This window comes from Micromonospora sp. WMMA1998 (genome assembly GCF_027497375.1).
In the GTDB taxonomy this organism is placed as follows: domain Bacteria; phylum Actinomycetota; class Actinomycetes; order Mycobacteriales; family Micromonosporaceae; genus Micromonospora; species Micromonospora sediminicola.
Genome location: NZ_CP114911.1, coordinates 1,182,673 through 1,200,707, shown reverse-complemented (window position 1 = coordinate 1,200,707; position 18,035 = coordinate 1,182,673). Strand labels below are relative to the sequence as shown.

Annotated in this window: 16 protein-coding genes; 12 read left to right on the top strand and 4 right to left on the bottom strand. The window is 75.3% G+C overall.

Translation table 11 applies throughout. From position 1 onward, the window contains the following. Positions 1-8: 8 nt before the first annotated feature. Positions 9-215, top strand: coding sequence for a hypothetical protein (locus O7600_RS05075; RefSeq protein WP_281592529.1), 207 nt, complete (start codon positions 9-11; stop codon positions 213-215). A 54-nt stretch (positions 216-269) separates the two neighbouring features. Here the strand turns inward: O7600_RS05075 and nhaA are convergent, their stop codons facing one another. Next, on the bottom strand, positions 270-1,571 hold the full coding sequence (gene nhaA / locus O7600_RS05070; RefSeq protein ID WP_281592528.1) for a Na+/H+ antiporter NhaA: 1,302 nt from the start codon (positions 1,569-1,571) through the stop codon (positions 270-272). A 157-nt stretch (positions 1,572-1,728) separates the two neighbouring features. Beyond that, positions 1,729-3,579: a nucleoside-diphosphate sugar epimerase/dehydratase gene (locus O7600_RS05065; RefSeq protein ID WP_281592527.1), complete on the bottom strand. Its 1,851-nt coding sequence runs from the start codon at positions 3,577-3,579 to the stop codon at positions 1,729-1,731. Between the two features lie 185 nt (positions 3,580-3,764). Between O7600_RS05065 and O7600_RS05060 the strand changes: the two genes are divergently transcribed. Next, on the top strand, positions 3,765-5,213 hold the full coding sequence (locus tag O7600_RS05060; RefSeq protein WP_281592526.1) for a polysaccharide biosynthesis tyrosine autokinase: 1,449 nt from the start codon (positions 3,765-3,767) through the stop codon (positions 5,211-5,213). Here O7600_RS05060 and O7600_RS05055 read toward each other — a convergent pair. Next, a complete protein-coding gene (locus O7600_RS05055; RefSeq protein WP_091577562.1) occupies positions 5,194-5,748 on the bottom strand; it encodes a low molecular weight phosphatase family protein in 555 nt (184 codons plus the stop codon). The two genes, O7600_RS05060 and O7600_RS05055, sit on opposite strands and share 20 nt — an antisense overlap. Positions 5,749-5,892: 144 nt before the next feature. Between O7600_RS05055 and O7600_RS05050 the strand changes: the two genes are divergently transcribed. The 8 genes from O7600_RS05050 to O7600_RS05015 all read left to right on the top strand — a co-directional run bounded on the left by O7600_RS05050 (position 5,893) and on the right by O7600_RS05015 (position 14,903). Beyond that, positions 5,893-7,137: a glycosyltransferase family 4 protein gene (locus O7600_RS05050; protein ID WP_281592525.1), complete on the top strand. Its 1,245-nt coding sequence runs from the start codon at positions 5,893-5,895 to the stop codon at positions 7,135-7,137. A 159-nt stretch (positions 7,138-7,296) separates the two neighbouring features. Further along, entirely contained in the window at positions 7,297-9,018 is a 1,722-nt protein-coding gene (locus O7600_RS05045) for a DUF4012 domain-containing protein (RefSeq protein WP_281592524.1), read from the top strand. Positions 9,019-9,031: 13 nt separating this feature from the next. Further along, positions 9,032-9,658 carry a hypothetical protein gene (locus tag O7600_RS05040; RefSeq protein WP_099160784.1) on the top strand — a complete coding sequence of 209 codons (627 nt, stop codon included), beginning with the start codon at positions 9,032-9,034 and terminating at the stop codon, positions 9,656-9,658. A gap of 99 nt (positions 9,659-9,757) precedes the next feature. Then, complete coding sequence (locus O7600_RS05035) at positions 9,758-10,177, top strand: protein-tyrosine phosphatase family protein (RefSeq protein ID WP_281592523.1); 420 nt, start codon at positions 9,758-9,760, stop codon at positions 10,175-10,177. An 89-nt stretch (positions 10,178-10,266) separates the two neighbouring features. Further along, positions 10,267-11,535 (top strand): serine hydrolase, encoded by a 1,269-nt coding sequence (locus O7600_RS05030; RefSeq protein ID WP_281592522.1) that lies wholly within the window; start codon positions 10,267-10,269, stop codon positions 11,533-11,535. A gap of 91 nt (positions 11,536-11,626) precedes the next feature. Continuing rightward, positions 11,627-12,796: a glycosyltransferase gene (locus O7600_RS05025; protein ID WP_281592521.1), complete on the top strand. Its 1,170-nt coding sequence runs from the start codon at positions 11,627-11,629 to the stop codon at positions 12,794-12,796. Beyond that, positions 12,793-13,515 carry a polysaccharide deacetylase family protein gene (locus O7600_RS05020; RefSeq protein ID WP_281592520.1) on the top strand — a complete coding sequence of 241 codons (723 nt, stop codon included), beginning with the start codon at positions 12,793-12,795 and terminating at the stop codon, positions 13,513-13,515. The genes O7600_RS05025 and O7600_RS05020 overlap by 4 nt, the downstream gene beginning before the upstream one ends. Before the next feature lie 89 nt (positions 13,516-13,604). Beyond that, positions 13,605-14,903: a serine hydrolase gene (locus O7600_RS05015; protein WP_281592519.1), complete on the top strand. Its 1,299-nt coding sequence runs from the start codon at positions 13,605-13,607 to the stop codon at positions 14,901-14,903. Between the two features lie 15 nt (positions 14,904-14,918). On the opposite strand, the gene O7600_RS05010 is transcribed toward O7600_RS05015, so the two are convergent. After that, positions 14,919-15,944 (bottom strand): substrate-binding domain-containing protein, encoded by a 1,026-nt coding sequence (locus tag O7600_RS05010; protein WP_281592518.1) that lies wholly within the window; start codon positions 15,942-15,944, stop codon positions 14,919-14,921. Between the two features lie 209 nt (positions 15,945-16,153). Here O7600_RS05010 and O7600_RS05005 point away from each other — a divergent pair, with 209 nt between their 5' ends. Both O7600_RS05005 and O7600_RS05000 read left to right on the top strand, forming a co-directional pair. Then, a complete protein-coding gene (locus O7600_RS05005; protein WP_281594070.1) occupies positions 16,154-17,116 on the top strand; it encodes an acetylxylan esterase in 963 nt (320 codons plus the stop codon). A gap of 52 nt (positions 17,117-17,168) precedes the next feature. Next, on the top strand, positions 17,169-17,984 hold the full coding sequence (locus O7600_RS05000; RefSeq protein ID WP_281592517.1) for a M15 family metallopeptidase: 816 nt from the start codon (positions 17,169-17,171) through the stop codon (positions 17,982-17,984). The last annotated feature ends 51 nt before the right edge of the window (positions 17,985-18,035 follow it).

The window sequence follows — 18,035 nt, the reverse complement described above, 5'->3', positions numbered from 1 at the left end:
TTCCGCGCATGAGCAGGCACGACGAGCCCAACGAGTACGGCTTCGCAGGCGGTGCGACCGCGCCGGAGCCGCCGGCCGGCGGACGCGCGGACGAGCAGGACCGCGCCGAGCAGGTCGCGGTGCCCGGTGACGATCTGACCGAGCCGGTGGCCGACGCGCTCGAGGAGGAGACCCAGGGCGAGCACGAGGCCCGCCCGGCCGAGCGCCGCCGCTGACGCCCGCGCGCCGGCCGTCGGCCCCACGCGGGGCTCGCGGCCGGCGCGTCCGCGTCAGCGGGATTCCTGCTGGTAGACGTCGGGGATGCCGTCGCCGTCGTCGTCGCGGCTCTCCCGCTCGCTGATCCGCCGGTACACCCGGTTACGCCGAATCAGCACCGTCGAGGCCAGCACGGCGGAGATCAGCGAGCCGACCAGCACGGCCGCCTTGACCCGCTCGTCCTCCGGGCTGCCGGGCCCGAAGGCCAGCTCGCCGATGAGCAGGGACACGGTGAAGCCGATGCCGGCGAGCAGCGCGAGCCCGAGCAGGTCCGTCCAGCTGATCTCGTCGTCCAGTTCGGCGCGGGTGAAGCGGGCGAGCAGGAACGTCGAGCCGAACACGCCGACCACCTTGCCCAGCACGAGGCCGCCGGCCACGCCCAGCACCACCGGGTCGCGTACCACCTCGCCCAGGTCCACGTCGACGAGGGAGACGCCGGCGGCGAAGAACGCGAACAGCGGCACCGCGATGCCGGCGGAGACCGGACGCCAGCGGTGTTCGAGCCGTTCGGCCAGCCCCGGCTCCCCGCGCTTGCCGGTCAGGACCGGCACGGTGAAGCCGAGCAGCACCCCGGCCACCGTGGCGTGCACACCGGAGGCGTGCACCAGCGTCCAGGCCGTCACCGCGAGCGGGATCAGCGCCCACCACCAGGTCCGCCGCCGCTGCACCAGCAGCCCGAACACGGCGATCGGCAGCAGCGCGCCGAGCAGGGGCAGCGGGTGGAAGTCGGCGGTGTAGAAGATCGCGATGATGGTGATCGCGAAGAGGTCGTCGACCACCGCGAGGGTGAGCAGGAAGGCCCGCAGCCCCTGTGGCAGGTGCGAGCTGACCACGGCCAGCACGGCGAGCGCGAACGCGATGTCGGTGGCGGTGGGGATCGCCCAGCCGCGCGCTCCGGCGCCGCCGGCGCTCAGCGTCACCGCCAGGTAGATCAGCGCCGGGGCCACCATGCCGCCGAGCGCGGCGACCACCGGTATCGCCGCCCGCCGGGGGTCCCGAAGATCGCCCGCGACGAACTCACGCTTGAGCTCCAGCCCGACCACGAAGAAGAAGATCGCCAGCAGTCCGTCCGCCGCCCAGGTGGCGAGGCTGAGGTCGAGGTGCAGCGACGCGCCGCCGGGCCAGGGCACCCAGTCGCCCAGTGCCGCGTACGCCGCGCGCCACGGTGAGTTGGCCCAGACCAGGGCGAGGACCGCGCCGAGCAGCAGCAGCCCGCCGCCGACGGTCTCGGTGCGCAGCACGTCGGCCAGGAAGCGCGCCTCCGGCCAGGAGCGGCGGGCGAGCAGGCGGGACGAGTGCGGGTCGCGGTCGGGCATGCGGTGTCCGTTCGGGAAGAGGGGTCGGCGAAGCGATCGCCGACCAGGCTTCCCGGCACACCATGGTCAACCCTAGCTGCCGATCCGGGCGGCGGCGAGTCGAGCCGGTGGGACGCTCCTCTCGTCTGGTGGACGGAGCGTCCCACCGTCCGGTCGGTCAGCGCTGTCCCGGCAGGGCCGGCAGGGAGGAGCCGATCGTCTCGCAGAACGCCGCCATCCGTTTGATCAACTCGTCCGGGTCGGCGTACGGGTCGAGCGCGCGCACCTCGTCCGGGTCGAGCGCCGGCACCGGCACGTGCGAGATCAGCGGGTGCAGCGGGCGGGTGTCCACCTCGTCGGCGCCGAACAGGTGCTCGTGCAGTTTCTCGCCCGGCCGCAGCCCGGTGTAGACGATGTCGACCGGGTGGTCCGCCTCGGCGGCGAGCCGGCGCGCCACGTCGGCGATCCGCACCGGCTCGCCCATGTCGAGCACCAGCGCCTCGCCGCCGCGTCCGATCGTCGCAGCCTGCAGGACCAGGTGCACGGCCTCCTGCACGGTCATGAAGTAGCGGGTCACGTCGGGGTGGGTGACCGTGATCGGGACCCCGGCCCGGATCTGGGCCTGGAACGCGGTCAGCACCGACCCCCGACTGCTGAGCACGTTGCCGAACCGGACACTGAGGTAGGTGCCGCCCATCCGCTCGGCCTGGTGGGCGGTGAGTCGTTCGGTGATCCGCTTCGAGTAGCCCAGCACACTGGTCGGGTTCGCCGCCTTGTCGGTGGAGATGTTGACGAACTCGGCGACGTCCCGGCACGCCTCCAGCACGTTCAGCGTGCCCAGGATGTTGGTCTTGATCGCCTCGCCCGGGTGCCGCTGGAGCATGGTCAGGTGCTTCAGGGCGGCGGCGTGGAACACCACGTCGGGCTGCCGGTCGGTGACGATCCGGGCGATCCCCTCGGCGTCCCGGATGTCGGCCAGGATCAGTTCCGGGCCGTCCAGCAGGGCGCGGCCGTGCAGCGACATCTGGAGCGCGTGCAGCGCGGACTCGTCCCGGTCGAGCATCATCAGCTCGTCCGGCTCGCAGCGGGCGATCTGCCGGCACAGCTCCGAGCCGATCGAGCCGCCCGCGCCGGTGACCAGCACCCGGCGGCCGGCCAGCCCGCCCCGCTCGACGGTCAGCTCGGCCACCCGCTGGGCCCGGCCCAGCAGGTCGGTGAGCTGGAGGTCGCGGACGTCGGTGGCGGCGACCGGCCGGTCGAGCAGCTCACGCACCGGGGGCAGGACCTTGAACGCGGCCCCGGCCTCGAGGGTGCGGGTCCGCACGTCGCGTAGCAGCTGCGGGTCCGAGCCGCTCATCGAGAAGATGACGGTACGCGCCTGGGTGGCGCGGATCACGGCGCCGACCTGTTCACGGCCGCCCAGCACGCGCAGCCCCTCCAGCCGCAGCCCTCGGCTCTCCGGGGCGTCGTCGAGCAGCCCCACCGGCCGGTAGCTGCTGTCCGGGTCGTGCAGCAGCGCCCGCACCAGCCGTTCGCTGGCCGCGTCGACGCCGTAGACCAGGCAGCGCTCGGCGTGTCGCGCCGCCGGGCGGTGCCGGTCGGCGTGGGCCCGCCACAGTCCGCGGGCGGTCGCCATCAGCACCAGCGCGACGGCGCCGCCGACCAGCGGCGTGGTCGCGGGGACCGGTCGCTCGGCCCAGGGGAGCACCCCGGCGACGGTGACCAGGGCGGCCAGCGCGACGGTGGCGGCCAGTCCCCGGGCATCGCCGGCGCTGCCGATCGGGTAGCGGCCGTAGACCTGCGAGCGCAGCAGCGTGAGCAGCGTGTACAGCGTGGCGCAGGCGAGCGCGACGCCGAGGATCCGGCCGCTGAGGGCGGCGGTCAGGTCGAACTCGTACCGGGTCCACGCCGCGCCGAGAAATCCTCCGCACCACGCGGCCGTGTCCAGCGTTAACAGGGAGAGGGTCGCGGCGCGGTGGGTGGTTCGTCCGCGGGGTCGCACGACGTCGGCGGTGGTTTCACGATCCATGGGCTGCCTCGGTGTCCTATCCAGATTGAACAGAATTAGGCCTTATGTGCCTGTTCGGTCGTTTACATTCGTCCAGTCACCTAACGTGGCGAATAGGCGATTCGATCCTGGCACGGCTACTGGTGTTTTTAGGGGGCTTTCGTGCAGTTTCATCGGCAGACCGGCGTGTCGCGAGGGGGAGCGTGATGGACGTTCTCGGCTACCTGCGCCTGGTCCGACGCCACTGGTGGATCGTGCTGGTCACGGTGATGCTCGCGCTGGGCACCGCCGCGTTGGTGACGGTCCGGACGGCGCCTCGCTACGAGGCCTCGGTGACGTTCTTCGTCACCACACCGAGCCAGGGGGTCGCCGACGCCTACCAGGGCGGCCTCTTCCTCCAGCAGCGGGTGAAGTCCTACGGCGACCTGCTCACCAGTGACCGGCTGGCGCAGAGCGTGGTGGCCGAGGCACCGCTCGGCCTCACCGCCGACCAGGTGCGCAACCGGATCACCACCGTCGCCACCACCGGCACCGTCCTGCTCAAGGCCACCATCACCGACACGGACCAGACCCGGGCGCTCAAGACCACCGAGACGCTCGCGGCCAAGTTCACCGAGCTGGTCCGGAGGGTGGAGACGCCGCCGGACGGCAAGTCGCCGCCGATCAAGATCGAGGTGGTGAGCGGCCCGCGGGTGACCTCCAGCCCGGTGTCCCCCCAGCCGGTGCGCAACCTGGTCCTCGGCGGTCTGCTCGGCCTGCTGGCCGGTGCCGCGCTCGCCGTGCTGCGCGGGCTGGCCGACGTGCGGATGCGCGACGCCGCCGCGTTGCAGCGGGTCACCGGCAGCCCGCTGCTGGGCGAGATCCCGTTCGAGTCCGGCGCGAAGGCGGCCCCGTTGATCGTCGGCGACGCGGCCAACTCGCCGCGGGCCGAGGCGGTCCGCAAGCTGCGCACCAACCTGCGCTTCGTGGACGTGCACGAGCCGGCCCGGGTCATCGCGGTCACCAGCGCGTTGCAGGGCGAGGGGAAGACCACGATGGCCTGCAACACGGCCATCGCGCTGGCCGAGGCCGGGTGGCGGGTGCTGCTGATCGACGCCGACCTGCGCCGGCCCAAGGTGGCCGACTACCTCGGCATCGACGGCGGCGTCGGCCTCACCGACGTGCTGGTCGGCGACGTGCAGGTCGGTGACGTGGTGCAGCGTTGGGGCGAGAAGTCGCTGCTGGTGCTGCCCAGTGGCGCCGCCCCGCCGAACCCCAGCGAGCTGCTCGGCTCCAAGGCGATGGCCGACCTGCTGGTGGCGCTGCGCGAGTCGGCGGACATCGTGGTCATCGACACCGCGCCGCTGCTGGCGGTCACCGACGGCGTGGTGGTGGCGGTGCAGGCCGACGGTGCGTTGCTGGTCACCCAGCAGGGGCGGACCTCCCGCAGCCAGGTGGCCGCGGCCGCGCACGCGCTCAGCTCGGTCTCGGTGCGCCTGCTCGGTTGCGTGCTCAACATGGCCAAGGTGGCCAAGGCGGACGCCTACCAGTACGAGGCGTACAAGGTGGTCGTGCCCGCCGCGCCGTCCGTGCCCACCGACCGGGCCGGCACCCGGCGGGGCGGGCAGCCGGCCGTGGGCGACCGGACGCAGGAACTCACCCGGCTGTCGCGATGAGCGCCAGCACCGGCCGGATCGACCGCTCGATCTCCTCGGCGCAGCGGCGGAAGTCGGCCGGGGAGCCACCGATCGGGTCGCGCAGGTCGTCCGCGCCGGGGGCGGCGGGTTGCATCCGCCCCCGGGCACGGACGGCTGCCGCCACCGCCGCCCGCAGCGGCGTGTCCGCCGTCGCCCCGGCCGGTTCGGCCGCGGCGGCGAGCCGGGCGAACTGGCGCAGCGTGAAGGTCCGGGTCAACGCCGCCGGGGCCAGCGCGGTGCAGGCCGAGCGCTGCCGTCGGGTCGCGGTCAACACCAGCGCCGCCCCGGCCAGGTGTTCCGGACGGAGCCGGCGGGTGCGGAACGCCGCCGCGTCGGCCCCGGTGCCGGCCGCCACCTCGACGGCGTACGGATGCATGGCGGCGCCGTCGACCGCGTCGGTCCCGGCGCTGGTCACCACCACCGGAAGGTCGGCCAGCAGGCGGCGGGCGATGAACTCGGCCATCGGGGACCGGCACATGTTGGCGTGGCAGACGAAGAGCACCCCGTCGACCATCTGCACCCCTCTCGTCGGCGTGGTCGCGGGACACGGTGCCGCGACGGCGTTCTTCCGGCGGTCGCGGCCGGACGCAGAGGGGATGCGGGCATCGTACGCGGTGCGGACGGCGACGGTGTCGCAGGCCGCGCCGGGAGCGCGGCCATGAAGATCGGCATCCTGTCCTACCACTTCCCGCCGGAGCCGGCGTTCATCCCGGGCAGCCTGGCCGAGGAGTTGGCGGCCCGCGGACACGAGGTGCGGGTGCTCACCGGCTTCCCGGACTACCCGGGTGGTCACGTCTATCCCGGGTGGCGCCAGCGGTGGCGGCACCAGACCCACAGCGAGCGGCTGACCGTCCGTCGGGTGCCCCGGTACGCCCGCGGCGACGCCTCGCCCGGGGCGCGCACGGCCGCCTGGCTCTCTTTCGCCGGCAGCGTGGCGGTGGCCGGGCGGCGCTACCTGCGGGACGTCGACGCGCTCTACGTCTTCCAGCACCCGGCGGTGACCTTCGCCGCGGCGGGTCTGCTGCGGCTGCTCGGCCGGGTGCCGACGGTGCTGCACGTGCAGGACGTGTGGACGGGGGAGGAGCCGTCCCGGCCGGGGGAGAACCGGCTCCGGGCGGACCGGTTCGACGCGAGCCTGCGCCGGCTCTACCGGGAGGCCGCCGCGGTGGCGGTCACCGCGCCGTCGATGCGTGACCTGGTGGTCGCCGCCGGGGCAGGGCCGGACCGGGTGTGTACCGTGCTCAACTGGACCGACGAGCGCATCTTCCGTCCGGCCGAGCCCGGTCCCGCGGCCCGTCGCCTGATCCGCCGGGACGACCGGTGCCTGGTGATGCACGCCGGCACGATCGGCGTACGGCAGGGTCTGGAGACCGCGGTTCGCGCGGCGGCCGCGCTGGGCGACCGGATGGACCTGGTCCTGGTCGGTTCCGGTGCGCAGGAGCGGCGGGTGCGAGGGCTCGCCGCCGACCTCGGCGCCGACAACGTCCGGTTCGTCGAGTGGCGGTCCCCGGTGGACATGCCGCAGTTGTACGCGACCGCCGACTACCAGCTCGTCATGCAGCGCGACGTGCCCGAGTTGCGCGGCACCGTGCCGGGCAAGCTGCAGGCCGCCTTCTCCTGTGCCGCGCCGGTGGTCGCCTCGACCGGCGGGGACACCGCCGAGCTGGTGGAGCGGGCGCGCGCCGGGCTGTCCTGCCCACCGGAGGACTGGGCCGCGCTGGCCGACCGGTTCTGGCTGGCCGCGGCCATCCCGCGGGCCGCGCGGGTGGAGATGGGCCGTCGCGGTCGGGACGCCTACCTGCGGGAGATGTCGCTGCGGGCCGGGGTGGACCGGATCGAGGGCTTGTTACGCGAGGCGTCCGCCACCATGGCGAAGCGAACAAACCTCGCAGTGGGGCGATAAAGCTCCAGGAGACCCTAAAATCCGACGAATGCCTGCATATTCGTGCTAAAAAGCAGTCAATGCGCTCGGTGTCCGATTCGACACGTAGGGGGAACAGTGGCGGAACGCGGTGCTTCGCCTGGCCGGCGGCGGCGCTCGCGGCGGCGCAGCCGGGCCCGGGTGCGCCGGATCCTGCTCGTCGGCCTGGTCGTGGTCTCGGTGCTGCTGACCACCGGGGGCTGGGTCGCGTTCCGGGGCTGGCAGGCCCGTGCCCACCTGGTGAACGCCGCCGGGCTGGCCAAGGAACTCAGCTCCCAGGTGCTCGACGGCGACGTGGCCCGCGCCCAGCGGACCCTCGCCGCCCTTCAGGAGCAGGCCACCGCGGCGCGCGGCGCGACCGGGGACCCGGTGTGGTGGGTCGGCCAGCGGACGCCGTACGCCGGCGACGACCTCACCGCGGTGCGGGAGATCTCGGTGGCGGTGGACGACCTGGCCCGGCTCGCCTTTCCCACCCTCCTCCGGGTCGATCTCGCCTCGCTGGTGCCGAAGCAGGGCAAGCTCGACCTGAACCGGCTGAGCGCGGTGTCGGCGGAGGTGTCCACCGCCGACCAGGCGGTCCGGCGCACGGCGCAGCGGTTGGCGGCCGTCCCGACCGCGGACCTGGTGGCGCAGGTGCGGGAGGCGGTCACCGCCCTGCGTTCGGAGCTCGAGCAGTTGGGCGAACTCACCTCGGCCGCGGACCGGGGCGCCCGCCTGTTGCCGCCGCTGCTCGGCGCCGGCGGCCCGCGCACCTACCTGCTCGTCTCGCAGAACCCGGCCGAGTTGCGCGCCACCGGGGGCATGTTCGGTGCCTACGCCGTGCTGCGCGCGGAGGACGGGCGGATCCGGATGGTCACCCAGGGCAGCTCGAGCCAGTTGGGGCGCTTCGACCCACCGCTGCAGGTCGACCCGGAGATGCGCCGGCTCTGGTCGGACCTGCCAGGGATGTACCCGGCCGACGTCAACCTCAGCCCGGACTTTCCGTCGGCGGCCAAGGCCTACCGGGAGATGGTGCGCCGTCGCACCGGGACCACCGTGGACGGCGTCCTGGCCGTGGACCCGGTGGTGTTGTCCTATCTGCTCGGTGTCATCGGCCCGGTGACCGTGCCCGACGGGCCGGCGCTGGCCGGCAGCACCGCCGTGCGGACCCTGCTCGCCGACTCGTACCGGGACCTGGACACGAAGGATCAGGATGAGTTCTTCGCGCGGGCCGCCGCGAGGGTGTTCGACGCGCTGTTCACGAAATCGGTGGACCCTCGGTCGCTTTTGACCGTTTTCAGCCGTTCAATCAGTGAACGTCGGATATTGTTCTGGAGTGCCCGAACCGAGGAGCAGCGCGCGTTGGCCGACAGTCGGCTGGCCGGACAGCTCCCGGAGAAGGACACGGTGCCGACGGTCGGCGTGTTCCTCAACGACGGCAGTGGCGCGAAGCTCGGCTACTACCTGAGGTTCTCGGCCGCCCTCACGGTCGGCGACTGTCAACCGGACGGGCGCCGCGAACTGCGGCTCCAGGTCACGGTGCGCTCCACCGCCCCGAGGTCGGGGCTGAGCAAGTCGGTAACCGGCCTGGCCATGTCCGGCGACAAGTACAGAGCACGCACCTTCGTCTCGGTGCACACGCCCACCGGCGGCGCGGTTCTCACCGGGCGGCTCGACGGGCGCGACACCGCGATGGGCAGCGGAACCCACGGCCGCCGGCAGGTGGCGGTGGCGACCGTGGAGACCGGTCCGGGACAGACCCGGACGCTCGACGTCACCCTGCTCACCGGCCAGACCGCCGCCGGCACCGCCGACCTGGTGCTCACACCCACCGTCACCCCATGGACCACCCGAACAGTCAACGCACCAAGCTGTGAACAGTAGGAGGGAATCCATCATGCGGCTATCCCGCATCATCATGGCGCTCACGGTCGGCCTGGCCGTGGCGGCCGTGCCGACCGCGGCCGGCGCGGCGCAGCCGCAGCCACCGTACGTGCCGCCGGGCGCGGCGCTGACGGTGTCGCCCACGACGATCCGTCTCGGCGAGACCTTCACGCTCCGGGGCACCGGCTTCCAGGCCGGTGAGACGGTGCGGATCGACGTCGCCATCTCGAATCTCCCGGCCGCGGCCCCCGCCGAGGGGACCGCGCGGCGCAGCGACGGCAGCACGGTGGCCATGGCCCCGGTCGCCTACACGCCCAACCGCGCGCAGCCCCAGCCCGCGCCGACCACCTTCACGGTGACGGCCGACGGCGACGGCGCCTTCACCGTGCAGTACCGGCCGACGCGCACGGGCCGGCACACCTTCACCGCCACCGGGCTGACGTCGGGTCGGATCGCCAGCGCCACCGGCACCGTCCTGCCCGTGCACGGACGGCCGACGACCCGGCCGCCGCACCACGGTGGTCTGCCGGTCACCGGTGACAGCATCGGCACACCGCTGAAGCTCGGTGGTGGCCTGGCCGCCGCCGGCGCGGTCCTGCTGCTGGCCTCCCTGGCCTGGCGCCGCCGTCGCCTCGGCTGACCGAGGTGCGCCGGGGGAGGACCCCGGCCGATCGCGAGTGCCCGCCGGACCCGCTCCGGCGGGCACTCGCGCGTCCGGAGCACGAGGCAGAATGACGTCGTGGCACCGACGCGACCGTGGGCCGACCCGGCCGGCCTGCTCACGCTCCCCGGCGGCGCCGTCGTGCGCGGTCGTCGCATCACGGCGCCCGGCACGCCGGCCGACTTCGCCCTGCTGCTCGCGCCCGGCCCCGACCCGGCGTGGCCGACCCGGCGGATCGACTGGCCCGACTTCTGGATCCCGCGGGACCGGGCGGACGCCCTCGACGCCCTGCGCGAGGGCCGGCGGCGCGCGTACGCGGGCGAGCGCGTCGAGGTCGCCTGTCGCGGCGGGATCGGCCGGACCGGCACCGCCCTGGCCGCCCTCGCGGTGCTGGACGGGCTCGCGCCGGGCCCGGCGGTGGCGTGGGTACGTGCCCGCTACCACCCCCGCGCGGTGGAGACACCCTGGCAGCGGTGGTGGTTGCGACGCGTCGACTGACCACGGCACGCAGCCGCGGGTTGGGCGTAGCGTCACCGGCCGGGTGAGCCGCGTCGGTCCGGGTCCCGGGCTGGGTAGGGTGCCTCCTCATGAGAGCCCGGGTCCTGGCCGTCGCCACCGCCGTCACCCTGCTCGTCACCGGGGCGCCCGTCCCGGCGCAGGGCGCTCCCGGGGTCACCGCCGCGCCGGTGGCCACCACGCCCTGTCCCCGGCTGCCCGCGCCGAAGGTCTCCCGGCCACCGCGCCCCACCCCGCCGGAACCGGTCCCCGACCAGCAGGTCGTCGGCGGTGACGCGCTGGCCGCGCCGGGGCTGGTCACCCCGCCCGGCAGCGCCGCGCCACCGGCGGTCACCGCCACCACCTGGCTGGTCGCCGACCTGGACAGCGGCGCCGTGCTCGGCGCGTGCGGGCCGCACGTGTACGGCACTCCCGCCAGCACCCAGAAGCTGCTGCTGGCCGCCACCATGCTGAGCCGGCTCGACGCGAAGCAGGTGGCTGTCGCCACCCGTGCCGACCTGGACATCGAGCCGGGCAGCTCGGCCGTCGGCCTGCTCGTCGGCGGGCGGTACGCGGTGGAGACGCTCTGGTTGGGCCTGCTGCTGCAGTCCGGCAACGACGCGGCGAACATGTTGGCCCGGCTGGGCGCCGGCAGCGCCCGGGCCGGGGTCACCGAGATGAACGCCGAGGCCCACCGGCTCGGTGCCCGGCAGACCCACGCCGTCACCCCGTCCGGCCTGGACGGTCCGGGCCAGTTCACCAGCGCGTACGACCTGGCGCTGATCGCCCGCGCCTGCTTCGCCGACGAGCGGTTCCGCCGGTACGCGCTGACCGAGCGGGCGCAGATCCCGGCCCAGCCGGCGCTGAAGAAGGGCGGATTCCAGATCCAGAACGAGAACCAGCTGATCTACCGCTATCCGGGGGCGCTGGGCGGCAAGACCGGATTCACCGAGCTGGCCCGGCACAGCTACGTCGGCGCCGCCCAGCGCGGTGGGCGCCGGCTGGTGGTCACCCTGCTCGGGGCCGAGGCCCGGCCGGTACGGGGCTGGCAGCAGGGCGCCCAACTGCTCGACTGGGGCTTCTCGCTGCCCCGCGACGCCTCAGTCGGCCGGCTGGTCGAGCCCGGCGAGTTGGACGCCGCGAAGGCTGAGCCGGCGCCGGCCCCGGCCGCCGCGGCGGCGCGTCCGGAGCCGTCACCGTGGCGCGGGCCGGCCGGCACCGCGCTGCGTCGGGTGGCCGACGGGGACTGGCAGGTGATCGTGCCGCTGGCCGGGTTGCTCGCGCTCGTCGTCGGCGGGACGGCGGCCGTGCTGGCCGCCCGCCGGGGCCGCTCCCGCCGCCCCGGCCGTCGCCGCGCCTGACCGTCCGGTCGCGGCAGTCGCCGCGCCTGGCCCGCCGGCTGTCCGCCGGTCCCGGTCGCGTGGACGCCGCCGTCGTGGGTATGCGCGGCGCATGGAGCACCCGGGACGCGTCGTGGTGGTCTCCGCGGACATCGGCGCCGGGCACGACCGGGCCGCCGACGAGCTGGCGGAGCGGCTGCGCGCCCGGGGCTTCGCGGTGGACCGGCTCAACGTTCTGCACCTGCTGCCCGGTCCGCTGCACCGCGCCGTGCGCGAGGCGTACCGGGGACTGCTGCACCGGCTGCCCGGGGGCTACCACCTGCTGTTCCGGCTCACCAGCCGGTCGTCGGTCCCGGTGCGCGCCGTACGCGCGCTGCTGCGGCCGTTCCGCCGGGCGATGCGGCGGCGCATCCCGCCGGACACCCGGGCGGTGGTGACCACCTATCCGTTCGCGAACCAGCTCCTCGGGCCGTTGCGCCGCCACGGGCGACTGCGGGTGCCGGTGATCACGTATGTGACCGACCTCGTGGTCCATCCGTCCTGGCTCGCCCCGGGCGTCGACGTGTACTGCACGGTGCGGCACGCGGAGCTGCGGCCCTCGGACGGCGTCGACGTGACGGTGGTCGAGCCGCTGGTGTCGCGGGCGTTCGGCGCGTGCGACGGGACCGACCGCCGGCGGGCCCGGCACCGGTTCGGGCTGCCCCCCGACGGTGTCCTCGCGCTGGTCGTCGCGGGTTCCTGGGGTGCCGGGGAGGTGGCGGCCACGGTCGCGGAGGTCGGCGCGACCGGGGCGCGGCCGGTGGTGGTGTGCGGGCGGAACCGGGCGTTGCGCCGGCGGCTGAGCGGGGCCGGCCGGGACGTCCTGGGCTGGGTGGACGACATGCCCGCGCTGATGCGGGCCGTCGACGTGGTGGTGGAGAACGCGGGCGGCCTCACCTGCCAGGAGGCGCTCGCGGCCGGGGTGCCGGTGATCACCTACCGCCCCATTCCCGGCCACGGACGGGCCAACGCCGCCGTCCTGGCCCGTTCCGGCCTGACCCGGTGGGCCGGCTCGCCCGACCAGCTCGGACCCGTGCTCGCGGCGGTCACCGGGGCCGACCCGGCGTCCCCGGCCCGCGACGCGCGGTCCCTGGAGGACCCGGCCGGGCTGGTCGCCGAGGCCGCCCGCGCCGCCGCGCCCGCCGGGCCGGCCGCCGCGGGCCGCCGGTCGCTGCTGGAACCGGTCGGCGACGCGATCGCCGTCGTCGCCGCGCTGCTCCAAGCCGGCGGCGGACTGCGATGAGGACCACCGCCCTCGCCGGGCTCGCGGCGGTGGCGTTCCCGGTGGTGCAGGTGGCGCCGGCGCTGACCGTGCTCCCCGGCCTCCGCCGCCGCCTGCTGCCCGGCCTGCACGGACTCGGCCCGCCGGACCGCGTCGCGCTGACCTTCGACGACGGCCCGGACCCGGAGTCCACGCCGTGCTTCCTGGACCTGCTCGCGGCGCACCGGGTCCAGGCCACCTTCTTCGTCCTCGGCGCGATGCTGCGCCGCCACCCGGACCTGGGCCGCCGGCTGGTCGACGCCGGCCACGAGGTCGCCGTCCACGGCTGGACGCACGACAACCTGCTGCTGCGCGGGCCGGCCGGCACCGTCCGCGACCTGACCCGGGCGTACGACCTGGTGGCGGAGGTGACCGGACGGCGACCGCGGTTCCTCCGCCCGCCGTACGGGGTGCTCACCGGCGCGACCCTGCTGGCGGCCCGGCGGCTGCGCCTGCGGCCGGTGCTGTGGAGCTGCTGGGGGCGGGACTGGACGGCCACGGCGACCGCCGACACGGTCGCCCGGACCGTCCGGGCCGGGCTGGGCGGCGGCGGCACCGTCCTGCTGCACGACTCGTCCCGCGCCGCCGCGCCGGGCGCGTGGCGCGCCGGGCTGGCCGCGCTGCCCGACATCCTGGCCGAGTGCCACCGCCGCGGGTGGCGGGTCGGCCCGCTGGGCGCGCACCGGCTGCCCGCGCGTTGACCGGTGCACCCTACCCCGCGACCCCGGGCCCGGGAGGCGAATCCCGGAGCCGGCGACCCGTTCGGGTCGGCGTGGCTAGCCTGCGGGTCATGAGGACCTGGGGACCGTCCGTGGCGCTCGCCGCCGCCCTGCTCCTGCCGCTGTCCACGCCGCCGACGCCCGCCGTGGCCGCGGCCCGCCCGGGCGCCGCGCCGGCGCGCCGGCTGCCGGCCGCGGCGCCGCCCTGCCCGAACGTGCCCGCCCCGTCGACCCGGCCGCCGCAGCCGCCGCCCCCGCCCGGCCCGGCGGACCGGGCCGTGGGGGGCGCCGCGCTGGACACCTCGGGCCTGGTCGTCCCGCCGGTCGCGACGGTGCCGCCCGCGGTGGCGGCGACGTCGTGGGTGGTCGCGGACCTGGACACCGGCGCGGTGCTCGGCGCCTGCGGCCCGCACGAGTACGGCGTGCCGGCCAGCGTGCAGAAGTTGCTGCTGGCCGCCACCATGCTGCCCCGGCTGGACCCGAACCGCGAGGTCACCGTGACCGCCGGCGACGTGGCGATCGAGCCGGGCAGCTCGGCGGTGGGGCTGGCCGAGGGCGGGCACTACCGGATCGAGACGATCTGGCTGGGCCTGCTGTTGAAGTCCGGCAACGAGGCGGCCAACGCGCTGGCCCGGCTCGGTGGCGGCCGGGACGGACTGGCCGGCGGGGTCCGGGCGATGAACGCCGAGGCCCACCGGCTCGGCGCCCGGCAGACCCACGCCGTCACCCCGTCCGGCCTGGACGGTCCGGGCCAGTTCACCAGCGCGTACGATCTGGCGCTGATCGCCCGGGCCTGCTTCGCCGAGCCGGCCTTCCGCCGCTACACCGCCACCCGCACCGCGCAGGTGCCCGCCCAGCCGGCGCTACGGAAGAAGGCCTTCCAGATCCAGAACGACAACATGCTGCTGGACCACTATCCGGGGGCGATCGGCGGCAAGACCGGCTTCACCGACCTGGCCCGGCACACGTACGTCGGTGCGGCCGAGCGCGGTGGGCGGCGCCTGGAGGTCACCCTGCTCGGCGCGGAGGTCACCACCCAGCGCGGCTGGCAGCAGGGGGCCGCGCTGCTGGACTGGGGTTTCGGGCTGCCCCGGGACGCCGGGGTCGGCCGCCTGGTGGAGCCGGGGGAGCTGGACCGCTCCACGCCCCCCGCCACCGGGGCGGCGTCGGCCCTGGCCGGGCACGCCGACCTGCGCGGCGGCGCCCCGGCCCCCGGCTACCGGCCCGGCGCGGGACTGTCGGTCGCGGTGGGCGCGGTGCTGGTGGCCGGGGGAGCGGTGCTGCTGGCCCGGCGTCGTCGGCACGCCGCCGCGGTCGCCGCGTCGACCGCCGTGGTGGCGCGGGAGGGTGAACTTCCGGAAGTCGACTGAAACGACCCGGGCCGGTCAGCGGCCGGCCGGACCGGCGGTGCTGTCCCGCACCACCAGTTCGGTGGCCAGCTCCACCCGGGGCGACTCGATCTCCTCGCCCTGGGCCAGCCGCAGCACCGTGCGGGCGGCGAGCCGGCCCATCTCCACCAGCGGCTGGCGCACGGTGGTCAGGGGCGGCGAGGCCCACCGGGCCTCGGGCAGGTCGTCGAAGCCCACCACGCTCACGTCGTCGGCGACCCGCAGGCCGCGCCGGCGTACCGCCTCGTAGACGCCGAAGGCCATCTGGTCGCTGGCCGCGAAGATCGCCGTCGGCGGGTCGTCGAGGTCGAGCAGGGCGCCACCGGCGGCGAAGCCGGAGGCGTGGTAGAAGTCGCCCGGCTGGACCAGACGGTCGTCGGCCGGCACGCCGGCGGCGGCCAGCGCGGCGCGGTAGCCGTCGAGCCGGGCGCGGCTGCACAGCAGGTGCGGCGGGCCGGCGACGAAGCCGATCCGGCGGTGGCCCCGGGTGAGCAGGTGTTCGGTGGCGGCCAGGCCGCCGGTCCAGTTGGTGGCGCCGATCGCCGGCACGTCCGTCCCGGCCACCCCGGCGTCCGGGTCGACCACCACCACCGGCACGTTGAGCCGGCGCAGTTGCGCCTGCACCGCCGGGCCCAGGTGCGAGGTCACCATGATCACGCCGTCCGAGGCCCGGCCGCGCAGGTTGTGCAGCCACTGCCGGGTGGAGCTGGACTCGCGGTGCACGGCCGAGACCACCGTGCCGATTCCGGCGGCGTGGTTGACGTCCTCCACCCCACGGATGATCTCCACGGCCCACGGGCTGTCCAGGTCGTTGAAGACCAGGTCGACCAGGTTCGCCCGGCGTACGGTGCGGCTGCCGCGGCGCCGGTAGCCGTGGTGGCGCAGCAGTTCCTCGACGCGTTCCCGGGTGTCCGGCGCGACGTCGGACCGCCCGTTGAGCACCCGCGACACGGTGGGCACGGAGACGCCGGCCTCCCGTGCGATCGCGGTGATGGTCACCCTGCGCTCGTCGTCCGCGTTCACCCCGAGTCCCCTTCGCCGGCTGCCCGGAACCGACCGGCAAGCCGTGCCGCCCCACCGACATCTTGCCGTACGGCGTGGTCTTGACGACAGGTCGGGCCGGTCCTAGCGTTCGCACGGGTTGCGGAAAGCTTCCGGAACGCGGCGGGGCGCCTTTCGGTGACCCGTCGTCGTCCTCCCCACCACCGGACGACGAGGAAACGTCAGGCGTGTTGACCGACCTGCCCGAGGCGGAACTCCGCCGCCACCGCAGTGACCTGCGCGAACCATCCGACTTCGACGCCTTCTGGGCCGACACGCTCGCGCAGGCCCGCTCCTGCGGCGAGCCCGTCGAGGTGACACCCGTGCCCACCCCGCTGGCCGGGGTGGACGTGTTCGACGTGACCTTCCCCGGGTTCGCCGGTCAGCCGGTGCGCGCCTGGCTGCGGGTGCCCCGGGGCGCGTCCGGTCCGGCGCCGGCGGTCGTGCAGTACGTCGGCTACGGCGGCGGGCGCGGCCACCCGCTGGAGAACCTGCTCTGGTCCGCGGCCGGGTTCGTGCACCTCCAGATGGACACCCGGGGCCAGGGTTCCGGGTGGAGTCGGGGCGACACCCCGGACGTGGCCGCGGCCGGACCGCAGGCCCCCGGGATGGCCACCCGCGGGGTGGAGGATCCGCGCCGGTACTACTACCGGCGCTTCCTCACCGACGCCGTGCGCGCGGTGGACGCCGCCCTCGGCCTGCCGGCCGTCGACCCGGACCGGGTCGCCGTGCTCGGCCACAGCCAGGGCGGCGCGGCCGCGCTGGCCGCCGCCGCGCTCGCGCCCCGGGTCCGCGCCGCGGTGGTCCACGTGCCGTTCCTCTGCGACGTGCCGCGCGCCGTGACGCTCACCGACTCGGCGCCCTACCGGGAGATCCGGGACTACCTGGCCGTGCACCGCGACCGGGAGGAGCAGGTGCTGCGCACGCTCGGCTACGTCGACGGGGTGGCGTTCGCCCGCCGCGCGAGGGTACCGGCCCGCTTCTCCGTCGCGCTGATGGACGACATCGTGCCGCCGTCGACGGTCTACGCCGCCTACCACGACTACCGCGGCGACAAGGAACTGGCGGTGTGGCGGTGGAACGGCCACGAGGCGGGCGGTGTCGACGACGACGCGGCCGCGCTGGACTTCCTCCGCGCCGCCCTGGACGGCTGACCGCCGGTCGATGCCGGCCCGGGCGCCGGGCCGGGCTGGTAGACACGGCAGGGTGGGCACCGGCAGACGCGCGGCGACGGTCCTGGCCGTGGCCGCCGTGGCGCTCGCCGCGGCCTGCCAACGGCCGGCGCCGCGTCCGGCCCCGCCGTCGCCCACCCCGACCGGCCCGCGCGCCCCGGCCGACGTGGTCGACCTGGCCGCCGTCGACCCGACGGTCCGCACCGACATCCGGTACGCCGGCGCGCACAACTTCGTCGGCCGGCCGATCGACGGCTACCCCGAGCCGCTCTGCCTGCTCACCCGCCGGGCCGCCGAGGCGTTGCACCGGGTGCAGACCGCGGCGCTGGCCGGCGGCCACAGCCTGAAGGTCTACGACTGCTACCGGCCGCAGCGGGCGGTGGACGAGTTCGTGGCCTGGGCCAAGCGCCCCGACGAGCAGCAGATGAAGGGCGAGTTCTATCCCGCCGTACCCAAGGACCGGCTCTTCGCCGACGGGTACATCGGCGCGCCGACCGCGCACAGCCGGGCCAGCACGCTCGACCTGACCCTGGTCCCGGTACCCGGCCCCGAGCCGGCCCGGTACGTGCCCGGCCAGCCCCTGGTGCCGTGCACCGCGCCCGCCGGTCGTCGCTTCGCCGACGACTCGGTCGACATGGGCACCGGGTTCGACTGCTTCGACCCGCGCGCCCACACCGCCGACGCCCGGGTCACCGCCGCCGCCCGGGACAACCGGAAGCTGCTCCTCACGCTGATGAGCGCGCAGGGCTTCGAGAACTACCCGCTCGAGTGGTGGCACTACCGCTACGTCGACGAGCCGTACCCGGACACCTGGTTCGACTTCCCGGTGGCCCGCTCGTCGCTGCGGTGAATCGACGGCCCGTCATGATCCACAGCGGCTAGGCTGCCGGCGACCACCACC

What these genes read in the sequence shown, in the direction of transcription:
- O7600_RS05060 (WP_281592526.1), top strand. Translation starts at nt 3,765, where the DNA reads ATGGACGTTCTCGGCTACCTGCGCCTGGTCCGACGCCACTGGTGGATC.
- O7600_RS05030 (WP_281592522.1), top strand. Translation starts at nt 10,267, where the DNA reads ATGAGAGCCCGGGTCCTGGCCGTCGCCACCGCCGTCACCCTGCTCGTC.
- O7600_RS05015 (WP_281592519.1), top strand. Translation starts at nt 13,605, where the DNA reads ATGAGGACCTGGGGACCGTCCGTGGCGCTCGCCGCCGCCCTGCTCCTG.
- O7600_RS05055 (WP_091577562.1), bottom strand. Translation starts at nt 5,748, where the DNA reads ATGGTCGACGGGGTGCTCTTCGTCTGCCACGCCAACATGTGCCGGTCC.
- O7600_RS05075 (WP_281592529.1), top strand. Translation starts at nt 9, where the DNA reads ATGAGCAGGCACGACGAGCCCAACGAGTACGGCTTCGCAGGCGGTGCG.
- O7600_RS05025 (WP_281592521.1), top strand. Translation starts at nt 11,627, where the DNA reads ATGGAGCACCCGGGACGCGTCGTGGTGGTCTCCGCGGACATCGGCGCC.
- nhaA (WP_281592528.1), bottom strand. Translation starts at nt 1,571, where the DNA reads ATGCCCGACCGCGACCCGCACTCGTCCCGCCTGCTCGCCCGCCGCTCC.
- O7600_RS05040 (WP_099160784.1), top strand. Translation starts at nt 9,032, where the DNA reads ATGCGGCTATCCCGCATCATCATGGCGCTCACGGTCGGCCTGGCCGTG.
- O7600_RS05065 (WP_281592527.1), bottom strand. Translation starts at nt 3,579, where the DNA reads ATGGATCGTGAAACCACCGCCGACGTCGTGCGACCCCGCGGACGAACC.
- O7600_RS05050 (WP_281592525.1), top strand. Translation starts at nt 5,893, where the DNA reads ATGAAGATCGGCATCCTGTCCTACCACTTCCCGCCGGAGCCGGCGTTC.
- O7600_RS05020 (WP_281592520.1), top strand. Translation starts at nt 12,793, where the DNA reads ATGAGGACCACCGCCCTCGCCGGGCTCGCGGCGGTGGCGTTCCCGGTG.